This window comes from Xylanibacter rarus (assembly GCF_001275135.1).
GTDB classification, from domain to species: domain Bacteria; phylum Bacteroidota; class Bacteroidia; order Bacteroidales; family Bacteroidaceae; genus Prevotella; species Prevotella rara.
This window is the reverse complement of sequence record NZ_LFQU01000045.1, coordinates 1-18920: the sequence shown is the minus strand read 5'-3', so window position 1 is coordinate 18920 and position 18920 is coordinate 1. Positions and strand designations below refer to the sequence as shown.

Genomic DNA, 18920 nt, shown 5'->3' with positions numbered 1-18920 from the left:
TTTATTCCCAAAATAAGACATAGAATTTATTAATGCATAGAAAACTACATTAACTTATTGTTTCTAGTTATTAAGAGACTTTATCATTTGTAAAAATGATTACTGATTAACCCCATAACCAAAGAGAGCAAAGTCACCTTTAAGCGGATCGTCAGGAAAAATATCCCTAAGTTTCTCTGTAAGCTTTATTGCCACACTCATTGAGGCCGTTTTATTGTTTATCAAATGTAATTTATTCGCTTCTTGGAGAACATGTGTATCCAATGGTACAATTAAGGTACGCTTGTCAATAAAATCACTCCATAAACCCTATATCTACTGGAGAATTATCTCTGACCATCCATCTTAGAAACATACAAACTCTCTTGCACGCGGATGTAGTATTTTTAGGGATAATTGTCTCTATGCCGGTTTTTGCAGAATAGCTTGTTATTGCTTTTATTGCAGATAATCCGTCAGAAGAATTCCTTTTGACAAAATTACCAATTGATTCATATTCTATCAGCAGATTGTGTAAAGATTCAAATAATTTATACATCATGCTGAAATTATACAATCTGTAAAAGCAGCTTTTATCATCTTCTTTAAAGCTATCTTTATAATAGTCTTGCTTTATCCAATTATACATATCGTTATCAGCATAATCGAGTAGTGCTTGTATTTTGGGCATAAACTGTTTTCTGCTTCCATAGCTTAAACATGATGCAACAAAAGCTGCAACTTCTTATTTTGCCTGCCTTCAACCTGATGCATAAATCGACTTGGATCATCATGCAAGAAATCAGATGTCTCATATCTTTGAGCGTACTCCTCTAATATAGATTTTATTTTACTATCCATATAAATAATATATGAAAAACAGGCTCTGCATGTAAAAATACTACTGCAGAGCCTGACTTATTATTTAATTTGTACTAGACAAATATTTGGTATACATTACAGAATTGTTTTAACTGCTTCAAGCATGCCTTTCTCCTGAATGAGATCGAGATCCTTTTTAACTAATGCATTTAGACCTGCAATATTATTCAAATCTTCGCCCCAAATCTGTGTTGCAGAAAGAACACCATCTGTAACTTTCTGAGTGTCACCAGTAGCCCAAAGATTCTTAAGCAAGTCCATGATCTCCTGAGAGTCATTAGGAACAATCTCAGTACCATCTTCGCGTTTACCACCCTTATAGTATGTTATGATGGCTGCAAGACCAAATACAAGACCCTGAGGAAGTTCGCCTTTACGTTCCAGATATGTCTTAACACCGGGCAGGTCACGTGTCTGATATTTCGGGAAAGAGTTAAGCATGATGCTAGTTACCTGATGATCAACAAACGGGTTCATAAAACGCTCCAGGACATCACTAGCAAACTTCTGAAGTTCGTCCTTCGGAAGGTTAAGTGTTTCCATAAGCTCCTCGAACTGAACTTTATGTATATACTTGCCAATAACAGGATCTTTGCAAGCATCACGTACAATATTAATACCACTCAAGAATGCAACAGGACTCAATACTGTATGAGGACCATTAAGCAATGTAACCTTACGCTCATGATATGGCTCTTCTGAAGGTACAAATAATACATGAAGACCAGCCTTATCTGCAGGGAATTCTTCTGCAATCTCTTTTGGTGCTTCAATTACCCATAAATGGAATATTTCTGCCTGAACGACGAGATTGTCTTCATAACAGATTTTCTGCTGAATATCCTTGATTTCCTTGCGCGGGAAACCCGGTACAATTCTGTCAACTAATGTTGCATAAACGCCGCAGCATTCTGTAAACCATTTTTTGAAGTCCTCACCAAGATTCCAAAGTTCGATATACTTATAAATGCAATCTTTGAGAACATGACCATTAAGGAATATCAGCTCACATGGGAAAATAATGAGACCCTTTGTAGGATCACCATTGAATGTCTGATAGCGACGATAAAGCAACTGTACTAATTTTCCGGGATATGAACTTGCAGGAGCATCCTCTAGTTTACAGTTAGGATCAAATGCAATACCAGCTTCTGTCGTATTTGATATTACAAAACGAATTTCAGGCTGATCTGCAAGAGCCATGAAAGCTTGATTTTGTGTATAAGGATTCAATGCACGGCTTATAACATCAATACGTGTAAGGCTGTTTACCGGCTTACCTTCATCAAGTCCCTGAAGATTTACATGATATAGGCAATCTTGACCATTAAGCCAATCAACCATACCTTTTTCAATTGGCTGAACAACAACAACAGAACCATTGAAATCAGTTTTCTGATTCATATTGTAAATAATCCAGTCAACGAAAGCACGCAGGAAGTTTCCTTCACCAAACTGAATGATCTTCTCAGGCATTACGCTTTTAGGCGCAGTCCTTTTGTTTAAAGCTTGCAATTTTTTCATGATTTATACTAATGAGTTTGTTTTTCTTTTACGATGCAAAATTACTATTTTATTTTATACCTTGCTACGTTTTTCCTGATTAAACTTACGTAAAGGTTTGCGTAATTGTAATATGCAGATATTATGCACTGATTACATTGCATAGGTATTAAAACCTCCATCAACTACAGCAACTGTACCTGTTACAAATTTTGCTGCATCACTCATTAAATAATGTATTGTTCCGCAAAGCTCTTCCGGATCACCCATTCTGCCAAATGGTGTCTGATGTATAACGTCTTTACCTCTCTGAGTATAAGAGCCGTCAGGATTTGTAAGCAAAGTTCTGTTTTGTTCTGTTATAAAAAATCCAGGAGCAATAGCATTAACACGAATACCTTCACCAAACTTTTTAGCACACTCTGTTGCCATGAATGCCGTAAAATTACTTATACCAGCTTTGGCTGCTGCATAACCGCATACACGTGTTATAGGACGGAATGCTGCCATTGAAGAGAAATTGATAATCGACCCCTTGCCTTGTTTCACCATAGGCTTCAGGAATATCTGTGTTGGTATAACTGTACCTGTCAGATTCAGATTAAGAACTTTTTGAAATTCTTCAACTTTTAAGTCAAAAAAGTTTTTGTCTGGTGCTATTACTGCGCCTGGCATATTTCCACCTGCAGCATTCAGTAATGTGTCAATACGTCCATATTTTGCAATAATATCATCACAGTTCTTTTGCACTAATTCTTGATTCATAACATCAGTTTTCATGAATTCAGCATGATAACCTTCTTTTTTAATATCCTCAACGATTTTGTTTCCGACGTCTTCTTTTCTACCAAGAATGATAACTTTTGCACCATTTTTTGCAAGATATTTTGCAATTGTACGTCCTAATACACCTGTTCCGCCTGTTATGACAGTAACGTTGTCTTTAATATTAAATAGTTCGTTCATAATTTTGTGATTTTATTTTTGATTTATTCCTAATTCTCTGTCAACTGTAGCTAGAATACCCTGTACTTGCCCCATAGCAAACATACGTCCAAGGAAAGTATAACCTGCATTATAACCTTTATCAAGATCGCCTAACATGTTGGGGCCATGGTCAACACGCATCGGTAAGTTTGGATTTGTTTTCTCAAATATTCGTGCTAATTCTATCAAGTCGGCACGTCCGCCAAGATGTGAAGCTTCTGTAAAATCTCCGTTAGGGAAAACTTTACAAGATCTCATATGCACGAACCATGTACGATCTGCATATTTGCGTGCAAGTTCAGTAACGTTGTTATGGGCACCAGCAGACAATGAACCTGCACAGAATGTCAATCCGTTATGCGGGTCATCTACGGCCTTTAAGAACCAGCTGATGTCATCATCGCATGTAACAATACGTGGGAGACCGAGAATAGGGAATGGAGGATCATCCGGATGTACACACATATACATGTCGTATTCATTACATGTTGGCATTATTGCAGAAAGAAAATATCTCATATTTTCTCGCAACTGATCCTTTGTTATACCTTTATATAAATCTAAAAGTTGCCTGAAGAGTTCTACAGGATGTTCGTCATTTTCAGAAATATTTCCGTTTACAAAGCCTTGAGTCTTAACAATAATATTTTCAACAAGCCTATGATCATCTTCAGGTGTCATTGTTTGTTTAAGCTTTTCAACCTCCTCTAGAACTTCTTGACTATATTGCTCTTCTGCATTTTCACGCTTCAGTATGCAGCAGTCAAAATAAGCGAACTGAGCATGGCTGAAGAATAAATTACTGGTTCCGTCCGGATTTGGATGGGCTAAATCTGTCCTGGCCCAATCCAACACAGGCATAAAGTTATAGCATATAGTATGGATACCTTCCAGACTAAGATTTTTAAGACTCTCTTTATATTTTTCAATGAGTTTATCCCTGTCCGGTCCTGCATATTTAATACTTTCGCAAACAGGAAGGCTTTCAACAACAGACCAACGCATACCATAACTCTCGATATATTCACGCAGGTCGCGTATCTTTTCTCTAGTCCAAACCTCACCATTAGGAACATCATGTAATGCCGTGACTATTCCTTCAACGCCAATTTGTTTTAGCATCGACAAAGTAATCTTGTCTTTTTTGCCGAACCATCTCCATGTCTTTTCCATATTAGTTTTCTTTATATAAAATCATAAATTACTCATGATGATAATGTTCATTTTTTATTATCGTGCATGCACGATAAACCTGTTCCGTAAAGAGCAATCTAACCATCTGATGAGAAAGTGTCATCTTTGATAATGACATTTTCTCATTGGCACGTTCATATACAGCTTGAGAGAATCCATAGGGGCCACCTATCACAAAAGTCAACTGCCTTATAGTTTGTTGCTTGTTTCCCAACCACGCTGCAAATTCTACACTTCTGAATTCTTTTCCGTGTTCGTCTAATAAGACGACATAACTTTTATCGTCTATATTCTTTAAAATCAGTTCTCCTTCTTTTTCTTTCTGCTGTTTTTCATTAAGGCTCTTGGTGTTTTTAAGCTCAGGAATAACTTTTAAACAAAAAGGTGTATAATGATTTGTTCTAGCTACATAGTCTTCAATCCCTTCGGCATACAGTTTGTTGTCCGTTTTTCCTACAAGTAACAATGTCGTTTTCATATTCAATACTCTTTTTTGCGTTTAGGATTCATTGGAAACCATCCTTTCTTAACCCGGTCACGTTGCTCAAACAATTCTTTTATTGACCATAAAGATGAAGCACCGAATATGCCTAATATAGCTGAACAAAGTGAATCTGCAATTAATAGGGCCAATAACAGACAGACAATTCCTACAATCAGGAATATCCACCAAAACTTTGTACCTGTATAATATTCTGTTTTTATTACTATCGGATGAAAAATGCCAATAATCAAAAAACATGATATTGCTATAATAATTCCAGAAAAATACATCTATGCTTATGTTTCGTTATTATTTCCGCAAAAATACTCATTTATTTTTAATAGGGCAAAAAGAAATGATAGAAAAACTTCGCATAAATTAAATTTAGATGAAAAAAAAGAAAAAAAATTCTTGAGCGTAATTTTTGAATTTAATTTATTACCTTTGTAAACAATAAAATTACTAACACTAATATTAATAATATGGAAAAAAACACGGAATTAATTGCATTATGTGAAAATAAGGCAAAACAATGGCTATCACCTTTTTTTGATCAGGAAACACAAGAAAAGATTAAGGCCATGTTGGAAAATGAAGACAAAACCGATTTAATAGAAAGTTTTTATAAAAACCTTGAATTCGGTACAGGTGGCCTTAGAGGTATAATGGGAGTAGGTAGCAACCGTATGAATATTTATACCGTCGGCATGGCTACACAAGGATTTGCTAATTACCTAAAAAAGAATTTTGCAGACCGTGAGCAGATTTCTGTTGTTGTTTGCCATGATTGTCGTAACAACAGCAGACTTTTTGCAGAAACCGTTGCTGATATCTTTTCTGCAAACGGCATAAAAGTATATCTGTTTGACGACATGAGGCCAACGCCAGAATGTTCTTTTGCCATACGTCACTTGGGATGCCAAAGTGGTGTTAACATTACTGCTAGCCATAACCCCAAAGAGTATAATGGATATAAAGCTTATTGGGCAGATGGCGCACAAGTACTGGCACCTCACGACAAAGGCATTATAGACGAAGTTAATAAAGTTAACGTTGAAGACATAAAGTTTGAAGGAAATAAAGAACTCATAGAAATTATAGGAGAAGAAATAGATAAAGTATATCTTGATCTCATACACGGGATTTCTATCGACCCAGAAGTAATTAGCCGTCAGAAGGATCTTAAAATCGTATATACGCCACTACATGGAACAGGCATGACGCTAATACCGCGTTCTTTGAAATTATGGGGATTTGAAAACGTTCATTGTGTAAAAGAGCAAATGGTTAAAAGTGGCGATTTCCCGACAGTGGTAAGCCCTAACCCTGAAAATGGTGAAGCCTTAACATTGGCATTGCGTGACGCCAAAGAACTTGATGCTGATATTGTAATGGCAAGCGATCCTGATGCAGACCGTGTTGGAATGGCATGCAAGAACGACAAAGGGGAATGGATACTTATAAACGGCAACCAGACCTGTTTACTCTTCTTGTATTATATAATCAAAAACCGTCAGGCTAAAGGTTTGATGAAACCGACGGATTTCATTGTTAAAACGATTGTAACCACTGAAGTTATACGAAAAATAGCAGAAAAACAAAACATAGAAATGCGCGACTGCTATACAGGCTTTAAGTGGATTGCCCGTGAAATTGCCTTGTCAGAAGGCAAACAACAATATATAGGTGGAGGTGAAGAGAGCTACGGATTCTTGGCAGAAGACTTTGTACGTGACAAAGATGCTGTTTCTGCATGTTCTCTATTAGCAGAAATCTGCGCATGGGCAAAAGACCAAGGTAAAACACTCTATGATGTTGTGATGGACATTTATCTTGAGTATGGATTCTCTAAAGAATTCACAATAAATGTTGTCAAACCAGGAAAGAGCGGAGCAGATGAGATAAAGCAGATGATGACAGACTTCAGGAACAATCCCCCAAAAGAACTTGGCGGAAGCAAGGTCGTTACATGGAAAGATTATCAAACATTGGAGCAACGTGATGCAAACGGAAATGTTTCTAAATTAGAAATGCCAGAAACAAGCAATGTTCTGCAATGGTTCTGTGAAGATGGAACAAAAATAAGCGTTCGTCCGTCAGGAACAGAGCCTAAAATCAAATTCTATATTGAAGTTAAAGGCACAATGAAATGCAATGGGTGCTATGACCGTTGCACAAGCGAAGCAAACAATAAAATTGCAGAAATAAAAAAATCGTTAAACTTGAATTAATTAGGCAATTCCTATATCATTACAAAAAGGCGGAAATGTTATCATATTTCCGCCTTTTTGTATCATTAAACCATAAGTACATGATGTCATTCAAAATCTTTAGACTTACATCTAAATTTCAGTGATCATATATTTATAATTTATATGTCATATTATTTTAGTATTTTATCACGTAATTGGCAAAATGCTTTTATTACCATTTTGTAATGGCGAAGCAATAAAATAAAGATTTAGAGTTTTCTTGTCTATAATAAAGTTTAAAATTATATGTTTTGCCCTAAATGTTTTTTGTAGGTCGAAAAAAAGTGTTAATTTAGCAGGCCCAAAAAGATGTAAAACGTCTTAAAACGAAAGCAAATGGCCTCAAACGGCATTTTATAGAAAATTAATACAATTATAATTAATGGATAATAACACATTTGATCAAGACAGAATCATAAAGATTAATATAGAGGAGGAAATGAAATCCTCTTATATTGACTATTCTATGTCTGTTATTGTTGCCCGTGCTTTACCCGATGTTCGTGATGGATTTAAACCTGTACATAGAAGAATATTGTACGGTATGATGGGAATTGGCAACACGAGTGATAAGCCGTATAAGAAATGCGCCCGCGTAGTAGGTGAAGTCCTTGGTAAATATCATCCTCATGGAGACAGCTCTGTATATGGAGCATTGGTAAGAATGGCGCAAGATTGGAATATGCGCTATACTCTTGTTGATGGTCAAGGAAACTTTGGTAGTGTCGATGGTGATTCTGCCGCCGCAATGCGTTATACAGAGTGCAGATTGTCAAAGATGGGTGAACACATCATGGACGACCTGGAAAAAGAGACTGTCGACATGATGAATAACTTTGACGACTCACTTCAGGAGCCCTCTGTAATGCCGACCAAGATACCAAATCTTTTAGTTAATGGAGGTAATGGTATTGCCGTTGGTATGGCAACAAATATTCCAACGCATAATTTAGGAGAAGTTATTGACGGATGTTGTGCATATATTGATAATCCAGATATTGATACAGAAGGCCTTATGCAATATATAAAAGCTCCAGATTTTCCGACAGGTGCTTATATATACGGCATTCAAGGAGTAAAAGATGCATACGAAACTGGTCGTGGACGTATAGTGATGCGTGCAAAGGCAGAAATTGAAAGCACAGAATCACATGATAAGATTGTCATTACTGAGATACCTTATGGCGTAAATAAGGCTCAATTGATTGAATATATCGCTGATTTAGTAAAAGAAGGAAAACTTGATGGAATAAGTAATGCAAACGATGAATCCGGTCGTCAGGGCATGCGTATTGTGATTGATGTGAAAAAAGATGCCAATGCGAATGTCATCCTAAATAAATTATTTAAGATGACTGCATTACAAAGCTCATTCTCAGTCAATTGCATCGCATTGGTTAAAGGACGTCCGCGTTTGTTAACATTGAAAGATTGTGTGCATTATTTTGTTGAGCATCGCCATGATGTAACAATACGCAGAACAAAATTTGACTTGCGTAAGGCTCAAGAAAGAGCACATATACTTGAAGGCTTAATAATTGCTTGTGACAACATTGACGAGGTTGTTCATATTATCCGAGGCTCGAAGACTCCATCTGACGCTCAGCGTAATTTGGAAAAACGTTTTGAACTTGATGAATTACAATCAAAGGCTATTGTAGATATGCGTCTTAGTCAGTTGACTGGACTTAGAATGGATCAACTGCATGCTGAATACGAAGAGCTTGAAAAGCTAATCACATATTTACAGTCAATACTTGACGACCCTGAGCTTTGTAAGAAGGTTATGAAAGACGAACTTTTAGAGGTAAAGGAAAAATATGGTGATCCACGTCGCACTGAAATAAAATATTCTAGCGAAGAATTCAACCCTGAAGATTTTTATCCAAACGATCCTGTTGTGATAACAATAAGTCATTTGGGATATATCAAACGCACTCCGCTATCAGAATTCCGTGAGCAAGCCAGAGGTGGAGTTGGCAGCAAAGGTGCAAATAGTCGTGAACAGGACTTTACTGAATACATTTATCCTGCAACGATGCATAATACAATGATGTTCTTCACAAAGAAAGGACGTTGCTATTGGCTTAAATGCTATGAGATACCTGAAGGGGCAAAGAATTCAAAAGGTCGCGCAATACAAAATCTGTTGAACATAGAAAGCGATGATAGTATTAATGCGTTCCTTCGTTTACGCGGATTGGATGACCCTGATTTCATAAATAGTCATTATGTAGTATTTGCTACCAAAAAAGGATTAATAAAGAAAACAAGCCTTGAAGCATATAGTCGCCCAAGAGCAAATGGTGTGATTGCCATAAACGTACTTGAAGGAGATGAGGTCGTTGGCGTAAGACTTACTAATGGGCATAACGAACTGCTGCTTGCAGATAGAAATGGCCGTGCTGTAAGATTCAGCGAAAATACTGTACGTGCTATGGGACGCGTTTCAACCGGTGTCAGGGGAATGCGTCTTGATGAAGGTGACGATGAGGTTGTAGGAATGGTTGTCGTCAATAAGCCGGAAGAAGAAACTATAATGGTTGTCAGTGAAAATGGATATGGAAAACGAAGCCAAGTTGAAGACTATCGTGTTACAAATCGTGGCGGAAAAGGCGTTAAAACGCTAAATATCACAGAAAAGACAGGCCGTTTGGTTGCAATAAAGGTTGTTACGGACGAGAATGACCTCATGATAATAAACAAAAGTGGTATTTTGATTCGTCTTAAAGTGTCAGAATGTCGTGTAATGGGTAGAGCGACACAGGGTGTCAGACTTATAAACTTGACAAAGAAAAATGATGTAATATCAAGTGTATGTAAAGTAATGAGCTCGGATCTAGAGGCGTTAGTTGAAGCTGAGAGCAGAAAAGAATGGGCACAAACAAGTGAAGCATTCAAAAATGATACTCAAGCAATACCAACAGATACAGACTCTGACGATGATACTCTTCCAGATATATCAGATGAGGATAAATTCGATGAACAATAACAATTATTTTTTAATATATCTATTATGAAAAAGTTTATGACCTTGGCCGTAGCTTCTATACTAAGTATGTCGGCCTTTGCACAGGATGTGTATAAACAAATTTCGAAAATTAAAGATTATAATGAAGCTTATAATCTTCTGAAAAGTAACCTCAGCAATATGTCAGCTGAACAAAAAGCTAAATGCTACAACAAACTTGTTGATTTAGCCTATGAGAAAGTTGTCAATGAGCAGGCTACAATTACCAGTAATCAGATGGCAGCACAGCTAAACACAAAAGTTGAGCCTTATGATACCATTGGACTTTACAATGCCGTGATGCAGGCTTTAGAAAATGGTGTACTCTGCGACGAATTTGATAATCAGCCTAACGATAAGGGTAAGGTGAAACCCAAGTTCCATAAGTCAAATGGCGACAGACTTTATCCAATCCGTTTCCATCTCATCAACGCTGGTATTTATTATCAGAATAAAGATGAAGCACTTGCATACAAGAATCTTGCAACTTATGTAGATAGTAATGATTATCCTTTGTTTAAAGAGCAGGATAAGAGCACAGACGCAAGTCTAACCCAAATGGCATATTATGCTGCGCGCTTTGCTTATTTTGCAAAGGAATATGACAAAGCTGAAAAATATGCAGATATCGCAATCAAAGATACTGCAATGGCAGATGATGCATTACAGCTTAAACTGGCAGTTATGCAAAACCAACTGAAGTCACATGAAGATACTCTTAATTATGTAAATAAACTTAAGAGTATTTATGCAAATGACGAAAATAATGATATGGTATTCAGTACAATATGCTCAATGCTCATATCTCTTAATGACAAGGCTGGTCTTTCAGAATTTGTTAAAGTAAAACTTGCTAAAGATCCGAACAACTTCACTGCATTGGCAATGAGTGGTCAGGCTAATATGAATGAGCACAAATGGGACGAGGCAATTGCAGATTTGTCAAAAGCAGCTTCAAAACAGCCTGAGAATGTCGCGGTATTAGCATCAATAGGCAATAGTTATATGTACAAAGCACAAGAAGCTGCAGAGCGTGCAACTGCCAATGGAAAGAAACTTTCTCCGGAAGCAGAAAATGCAATAATTGATGTTTATAAAAAGGCTATTGAATTTTTAGAGAAAGCTAAGAATCTTGATAAAGAAATGCAGTATAAAACTGTATGGGCATATTCATTATATACATGCTGTTACAGAATTTATGGCGCCGATGATCCTAAAACAAAGGAAATGGAAGCTTTGACAAAATAAATACATATTAATTATTAATTAATGGAGACCGGTGTTGGCCACAATATCGGTCTCCATCTTTAAAAGATATATAAATGCGTCATTTTTTTCTATTTGTTACAATAATACTTTCTATTACGACTTCTGCTCAAAAGAAGGAAATTAGTCAGGCACGTTCTGATATAAAAAGTCGAAGTAATCTTGAGCAGGCTGAAACATCAATGCGCAATTTGCTTAAAGATTCTGTGAATAGACAAAATATAAAAATTTACGAAACGCTTGCCAATGCTGTAAGCGCTCAGTATGAAGTAGCAAACGAAAAATTATATTTAAAAGAAGGCTATGATACGGTTGCTTTCTTTAATACAGCACATAAAATGTTTATAGCGTATGAAAGTCTAGACAGTATAGATGCACTGCCTGATAAGAAAGGCAGAATTAAACCGAAGTATCGTAAGAAAAATGCTGAGTATCTTGATAAATACAGACGTAATTTATATAATGGTGGATTATTCTTTATAAACAAGAAGAATTATGAGTCTGCTTATAAATTGATGGATTCATACCTTGATTGTGCACAGCAGCCTTTATTTGAAGTCAATAAATACATTAATGATGATCAATTAGCATCATCTGCCGCATTTTGGACCGTAGTTTCAGGATATAAATTAAATAGACCTGATAGCGCTCTGAAATATCATGAGCTTGCTTTGTCGAACAGGAATTATCGCAGAAGAGCTTTACAATATCTCTCGGATATATATTTGATCAAAGGAGATACAGCAAAGTATATCGAAACATTAAATCTTGGATTTAAAGAAAATAAAAAATCTAAATTCTTTTTTTTAAGATTAATGGATTATTACAATGGCAAGAACCAACTAGACAAGGCTATGGCGATTGTTGATACAGCATTGATTTCTGATAAAGATAATGTGTTGTTTTTATTTGCAAAAAGTAATATACTATTAAACATGGGCAGTTATCAAGAGTGTGTTACTGTTTGCGACACTATTCTAAAGAAAAATAACTCATTTCCCGATGTTTATTATAATGCAGGTGTATCATATCTGAATCTGGCAATTGATTTAGAAAAAACAACAATCTCAAAGCGTAAAAATAGAACACAGATTATAGATTATTATAAGAAATCATTACCATATATGGAAAAATATAGAGAGATGTGCCCTAACGAAAAAGACAAATGGGCTCCATCTCTTTATAACATATATTTAAAATTAAATATGGGACGACAGTTTGACGAAATGAACAGCATCCTACAGAATATTCACGGAAAAAAATAAATATATCAGCGTAATATAATCAATCATATAAAATTTGTTATTTATTTTGATTATACTTTTTTTTACGCTATCTTTGCATTATTGAGCGGTTTAAAGATATCATACATAAGTTAAGTTATCCTTATTTCCGCAAAGATTAATTTATGGTATTTTAAATCTTAAATATATGAATTTAAAAACTCGTTTAGCAATAATGAACTTCCTTGAATTTGCTGTTTGGGGAGCATATCTTACTTGTATGAGTAACTATTTAGGCTCTGCGGGGCTTGGAGATTTAATACCATGGTTCTATTCAATTCAGGGAATTGTATCTATTTTTATGCCAACAATAATTGGTATAATTGCGGATAAACTGATCCAGCCACAAAGATTATTGGGTATATGCCATTTTCTTGCAGCTATATTTATGCTTGGATGTTGGTGGATAGGATACAATACCGGCCTTGGAAATCAAATACAAGAAAAAGGTATTTTTATCGCATTATATACATTAAGTGTTGCATTTTATATGCCTACACTTGCATTATCGAACACAGTGGCATTTGCTACATTGAAAAGAAATGGATATGATACGATTAAAGATTTTCCTCCAATACGAGTTTTAGGCACAGTTGGATTTATTGCAACAATGTGGTTCGTTAACTGTGCAGCCTACACTGCAGAAGATGGATTTTTCTTTAGTGTAACTTCTGAGAGCAGATTCCAATACAGCTTTATGCAGTTTTTTGTTTCTGGCGTTTTAGGATTAGTACTTGCACTGTATGCCATTACATTACCACAATGCGCCATAGCAGAAAAAGGTAAAAGCATGTCATTATATGAATCATTTGGACTAAACGCGTTCAAGTTATTTGGACAAAAACGTATGGCATTATTTTTTATTTTTTCAATGCTGCTCGGTATGTCATTACAAGTAACGAATGGATATGCAACGCCATTCATAACAAGTTTTAGCGGTAACGCAGAATACTCACATACATTTGGGGCAAATAATGCGACCTTATTAACTTCTTTATCTCAAATGTCAGAAGCATTTTGTATATTGTTAATACCATTTTTCTTAAAACGTTTTGGTATTAAAACTGTCATGCTTATGGCAATGATAGCTTGGGTATTACGATTTGGACTTTTTGGTTTAGGAAACCCAGGAGATGGTTTATGGATGTTTATTCTTTCGATGCTGGTATATGGAGTGGCATTTGATTTCTTTAATGTATCCGGTGCATTGTTTGTAGAAAAAGAGACAGATCCTTCTATTCAAGCATCAGCACAAGGTCTCTTTATGTTAATGACAAATGGAATAGGTGCATCTGTTGGAACTTTAGCCGCGGGGGCTGTTGTTGATCATTTCTGCAAATGGGAAGGGATGTATTTACTTGGTGACTGGCGGTCAACATGGCTTATTTTTGCTGGATATGCATTATTGGTTGCCTTGTTATTTGTTCTATTTTTTAAATCTGAAACAAAAAAATCTTAAATATAATTTTTCTTTATCATTTTATGGCAACAAAAGAAAGATTAATTTTCAAAGGAGTTTCTGAAATTGTAGGGACTGAAGACATGGGACTATTGATTTTGACAGATGAAAATAATATGCGCCAAATATCAATAGTTTGCGATAAAGCAATGGCTGTACAATTAGAATTGCGGACAAAGGAGATACCTATTGTAAATATAATGTTACCTGAAGTCTTATGCAGAATGCAAGGGATTAATCCTGATTCAGGATATGAACTCCTAATTGATGATTTAGTCGAAGGGCAATATAGGACTACTCTTTATGACAAAAAAACTAAAAAGGCTGAGATTATCAGAGCTTCGGATGCGGTATTACTTTCATATGTAGGAAAAATACCTATATACATCGACTCAGTGCTCTTGGCACGTCAATCTGTTGCGTATAGTGAGAACTCAAGAGGAGTATCATTACCTGTAAATACTATTAGCGATAAAATGCTGCAAGCTGCATTAGAAAAAGCAATTCTGGAAGAAAATTACGAACTGGCCTCGCATTTGCGGGACGAAAAGAAAAGACGTGAAAGAAATAGTAATAAGGCCAATAATTTAAGTGAAATAGATGAAAGAGGTTAGATTTTTTTATGTTCCAGAAGCTGCCAATTTAACAGAACTTCCAATGGACGAAGCTTTACATGCATTACGTGTTCTGCGTCTTAAAAGTGGCGATGAAATGTTTCTGATGGATGGTGAAGGAACATTCTATCGGGCTGTTGTTACTATTGCAGCGACAAAACGATGTATGTATGAAATTAAAGAATGTCTGCCACAAGAAAAAACTTGGAGAGGACATATAAATATCGCAATGGCACCAACAAAAATGATGGATAGGGTAGAATGGTTCTGCGAAAAGGCAACTGAAGTTGGCATTGATGAGATAACATTCTTGAATTGTAAGTACTCAGAACGAAAAGTTATGCGTACTGTCAGGCTAGATAAAATAGTAGTTGCTGCCGTTAAGCAAAGTAGAAAGCCTTGGAAACCGAAGCTTAATGCAATGACTTCTTTCAAAGAATTTGTATCAACGCCTCGTGAAGGGAAAAAATATATTGCTCATTGCTATGAAGAAATAAATAAAAAAGATTTTTTCTCAGAGATATCTCCTTTAATTCATACAAATGAAGCAACAAACATCACTGTATTGATCGGTCCAGAAGGAGATTTCTCAATAGACGAGGTTAAACTTGCAATTAAAAATGGTTATGAGTCAATCTCATTAGGTAAAAGCCGCTTGCGTACAGAAACAGCAGCTTTATCGGCAACATTAATGACTCAATTAGTTTTAAGGAAATAACATAAATATTAAAGGTATTAGTAATCTTTATAAAGATGAAAAAAAATATAATAAATCCATTGATATTTTGGGGTGAATTACTATTTTGCATGCTTATTTTATTATCGTGTTCATCTGATGATTATCTGAATGTCATACCTAAAAATAGTACCGCGGTTATTTCAGTAGACTTACAAGAACTATATAATACATCAGATGATAAGCAATTAGATTACCTTAAAGATGTACTAAAACTTAAAGATGCAGATGCTAGCGGTTTGGATTTCTCTACTAAAGCATATGTATTTGAAACTGTTGATGGTAATATAGGGCTTGTAGCTAAGGTTGATGACGAAGATAATATAAGTAATTGGATTAAAAAATTAGAAAAAGCTGGATATTGTAAGAACTTAACAACACGTAAAGGTTTTAAATTTACATCTGTAAAAGATACATGGATTTTAGGGTTTTCGTCAGATGCACTATTGGTAATGGGACCTATTTTGCCTATTCAACAGGCAGATATGCAGCGACAAATGATAAAATTTCTAGAACAGGATGACAGCAAGAGTATAAAAGGCTCACCAATGTTTCAAAAACTAGACAGTCTAGAAAGTTCCGTATCCATGGTAGCTCAAGCTGCCGCATTGCCAGAAAAGTTTGTCGCCCCTTTCACTATTGGGGCACCAAAAGACGCTGATGCATCACAAATAATGATTGCAGCTGAATTTGTTAAAGGTGAAGATGGATGCGTAAACATAAAAGGTGAAACGTATTCCTTGAATGAACATATAAATAATGCTATAAAAGAAAATAAAAAGACATTTAGGCCAATTCGAGGCACCTATTCTGCAAGTATGCCTATTAATGCCTCTTTAGGTATATTCTTGAATGTTGATGGAAAAGAATTTCTTAAATTGCTTCATTCTAATAATTCTATTCAAGCGTTATTAGCAGGAATGAATACTGCTATTGATATGGATAATATAATAAAAAGTATCAATGGCGATATGTCTATTATTATACATTCTTTTAATGAAGGAGGAAATATACCCCAGATGAGCGCCCAACTTTCTAATAATGCATTTCTTAAAGATATAGGATATTGGAGAGAGTCATGTTTGGCTGGGTGTAAAATTATTGATTGGAATAAAAACTCATATTATTATACAAATGGAACTTTCAATTATTATTTTGGTGTTTCAGATGATATGCAATTTTATTCAGGTGGAAGTCCTAAATATGCGCTTGAATCAATATCAAAATCACAAAATGCCATTCCTGAATATGTACAAAATAAAATAAGAGGAAAGCGTTTGTGTTTAATACTGAATTTAGAAACGATATTGGGGGATGGTACGGATAAAGCTTCTGTTATGACATCAATAAAGCCATTACTAGGAAATATAAGAACGGTTATATTCAGTATGTAAAAAACATGAAAGAAATAATATTTAATTCGGTTATACCTGATGTGTTTTCACATAGCAACACCCTTAATTCTGATGTATGGAATAGTGATGTTGCATTTAATAAGGAACAGCTTTATCTTATTGAGGCTGATAGTGGAAAAGGTAAAAGTACATTTTGTAGTTATATTCTAGGATACAGACGGGATTACAGCGGTAACATCAAGTTCGATAATAAGTCTGTTAGAGAGATGAAAATATCTGAATGGATAGACATACGCAAACTTCATATTAGTTATCTTTTTCAAGAACTTCGTTTATTTCCTGAATTAACTGCGTTTGAGAATGTAGAGATAAAGAATAAACTTACAAATTTCAAAAATAAGCAACAAATACTTGAGTGGTTCGAAATTCTAGGTATAGGAGATAAAGTAAATTCGAAGATATGTCATATGTCGTTTGGACAGCAACAACGCGTAGCTATGATAAGAGCTCTAGTTCAGCCTTTTGATTTTATACTAGTAGATGAACCAATAAGTCATCTAGATGATAATAATTCAAAAATTATGGGCGACATTATGATGACTGAGGCAAAAGCTCAAGGAGCAGGGGTTATAGTTACAAGCATTGGCAAACATATGAATTTAAATTACAATAAAGTTTTTAAGTTATGAATTTGGTTTGGAAATTATTGCGACAACATATAAGTGTACCTCAATTTACAGGATTTGCTTTCGCAAATTTATTTGGAATGCTTATAGTTCTTTTAGGTTATCAGTTTTATTGTGATGTTTTACCTGTATTCACATCGCAAGATAGCTTTATGAAAGCAGATTATCTGATTGTAAGTAAAAGAATAGGGACCGCAAGTACTATTTCAGGAAGAGATAATTCTTTTAATAATGCTGAGATTGATGACATATCCTCACAAAAATTCATAAAAAAAATAGGTAATTTTACATCTACAGAATATAAGGTTGATGCACACATGGGCATCAATGGACAATCTATACTCAGTTCAGAATTATTTTTTGAAAGTGTACCAGATGAGTTTGTTGATGTGTCATTAAAAGATTGGAAATATGATGAAGGTAGTAGGGAAGTGCCAATTATTCTTCCTCGTACATATATCAATATGTACAATTTCGGATTTGCCCAATCGCGTTCACTTCCTAAAATAAGCGATGGACTTATTGGAATGATTGATTTTCGTATCTACATTCATGGAAATGGCCACCAAGATGAATATAAAGGTAAGGTAATAGGTTTTTCAAATCGTCTAAACACTATACTGGTTCCACAAAAGTTTATGGATTGGAGTAATAAGTATTATTCTCCTGCGGAAAAGTCAAATCCAACCCGCTTAATCATTGAAGTATCTAATCCTGCAGATGAAAATATAACTAAATATCTTGATGATAAAGGATATGAAGTTGACAGCGATAAACTTCAAAGTGAAAAAACGACATATTTTCTAAGAATGATTGTAATGATTGTAATGGCTGTTGGTATTGTGATAAGCATATTGAGTTTCTATATTCTGATGTTAAGTATTTATTTGTTAGTACAAAAAAATACTTCTAAACTAGAAAATTTATTACTCATCGGATATAGTCCCATACGTGTCGCGATGCCTTATGAATTACTTACCTTAGGCTTAAATGCAATAGTACTTATTGTTGCACTGTTAATGATTTCATTTATCCGCAATTATTATATGGGAGTAATTGAGATATTATTTCCGCAAATCGATGAAGGAAATATATTACCTTCTGTGATATTAGGATTTATTTTATTTACATTTGTTTCTATAATGAATTTCATCGCAATTTATAGAAAGGTAATACGAATATGGTGGCGTAAAGATTCTTAAGACATAAAAACAATAGGCCTTTACTCAA

15 protein-coding genes and 1 pseudogene are annotated in these 18920 nt (G+C 35.1%); 10 read left to right on the top strand and 6 right to left on the bottom strand.

The features are described from left to right. Positions 1-99 precede the first annotated feature (99 nt). The 6 genes and pseudogenes from ACU52_RS13835 to ACU52_RS13810 form a co-directional block, all read right to left on the bottom strand. Positions 100-840: pseudogene (locus tag ACU52_RS13835) on the bottom strand (TIGR02757 family protein). Positions 841-936: 96 nt separating this feature from the next. Then, positions 937-2376, bottom strand: coding sequence for a tagaturonate reductase (locus ACU52_RS13830; RefSeq protein ID WP_053399219.1), 1440 nt, complete (start codon positions 2374-2376; stop codon positions 937-939). 141 nt (positions 2377-2517) lie between these two features. Then, positions 2518-3330, bottom strand: a complete 813-nt coding sequence (locus ACU52_RS13825; protein ID WP_053399218.1) for an SDR family oxidoreductase — start codon at positions 3328-3330, stop codon at positions 2518-2520. A gap of 12 nt (positions 3331-3342) precedes the next feature. Next, entirely contained in the window at positions 3343-4524 is a 1182-nt protein-coding gene (gene uxuA / locus ACU52_RS13820) for a mannonate dehydratase (RefSeq protein WP_053399217.1), read from the bottom strand. Positions 4525-4552: 28 nt separating this feature from the next. Next, on the bottom strand, positions 4553-5023 hold the full coding sequence (gene rlmH, locus ACU52_RS13815) for a 23S rRNA (pseudouridine(1915)-N(3))-methyltransferase RlmH (protein ID WP_053399216.1): 471 nt from the start codon (positions 5021-5023) through the stop codon (positions 4553-4555). 2 nt (positions 5024-5025) lie between these two features. After that, entirely contained in the window at positions 5026-5319 is a 294-nt protein-coding gene (locus ACU52_RS13810; RefSeq protein WP_021854437.1) for a DUF4491 family protein, read from the bottom strand. A 192-nt stretch (positions 5320-5511) separates the two neighbouring features. Here ACU52_RS13810 and ACU52_RS13805 point away from each other — a divergent pair, with 192 nt between their 5' ends. The 10 genes from ACU52_RS13805 to ACU52_RS13760 all read left to right on the top strand — a co-directional run bounded on the left by ACU52_RS13805 (position 5512) and on the right by ACU52_RS13760 (position 18892). Beyond that, entirely contained in the window at positions 5512-7260 is a 1749-nt protein-coding gene (locus tag ACU52_RS13805; RefSeq protein ID WP_021854438.1) for a phospho-sugar mutase, read from the top strand. Between the two features lie 403 nt (positions 7261-7663). Continuing rightward, positions 7664-10273 carry a DNA gyrase subunit A gene (gene gyrA, locus ACU52_RS13800; protein ID WP_053399215.1) on the top strand — a complete coding sequence of 870 codons (2610 nt, stop codon included), beginning with the start codon at positions 7664-7666 and terminating at the stop codon, positions 10271-10273. Between the two features lie 24 nt (positions 10274-10297). Beyond that, complete coding sequence (locus tag ACU52_RS13795) at positions 10298-11539, top strand: tetratricopeptide repeat protein (RefSeq protein ID WP_021854440.1); 1242 nt, start codon at positions 10298-10300, stop codon at positions 11537-11539. A 74-nt stretch (positions 11540-11613) separates the two neighbouring features. Then, entirely contained in the window at positions 11614-12822 is a 1209-nt protein-coding gene (locus ACU52_RS13790) for a tetratricopeptide repeat protein (protein WP_053399214.1), read from the top strand. Between the two features lie 166 nt (positions 12823-12988). Then, complete coding sequence (locus tag ACU52_RS13785; RefSeq protein WP_053399213.1) at positions 12989-14299, top strand: MFS transporter; 1311 nt, start codon at positions 12989-12991, stop codon at positions 14297-14299. Positions 14300-14322: 23 nt separating this feature from the next. Beyond that, complete coding sequence (locus ACU52_RS13780) at positions 14323-14913, top strand: bifunctional nuclease family protein (protein WP_053399212.1); 591 nt, start codon at positions 14323-14325, stop codon at positions 14911-14913. Then, positions 14900-15631 carry a 16S rRNA (uracil(1498)-N(3))-methyltransferase gene (locus ACU52_RS13775; protein WP_053399211.1) on the top strand — a complete coding sequence of 244 codons (732 nt, stop codon included), beginning with the start codon at positions 14900-14902 and terminating at the stop codon, positions 15629-15631. The genes ACU52_RS13780 and ACU52_RS13775 overlap by 14 nt, the downstream gene beginning before the upstream one ends. Before the next feature lie 35 nt (positions 15632-15666). Continuing rightward, positions 15667-17043, top strand: coding sequence for a DUF4836 family protein (locus tag ACU52_RS13770; RefSeq protein ID WP_053399210.1), 1377 nt, complete (start codon positions 15667-15669; stop codon positions 17041-17043). 5 nt (positions 17044-17048) lie between these two features. After that, positions 17049-17693, top strand: coding sequence for an ATP-binding cassette domain-containing protein (locus tag ACU52_RS13765; protein ID WP_053399209.1), 645 nt, complete (start codon positions 17049-17051; stop codon positions 17691-17693). Then, positions 17690-18892 (top strand): hypothetical protein, encoded by a 1203-nt coding sequence (locus ACU52_RS13760; protein WP_053399208.1) that lies wholly within the window; start codon positions 17690-17692, stop codon positions 18890-18892. The genes ACU52_RS13765 and ACU52_RS13760 overlap by 4 nt, the downstream gene beginning before the upstream one ends. The last annotated feature ends 28 nt before the right edge of the window (positions 18893-18920 follow it).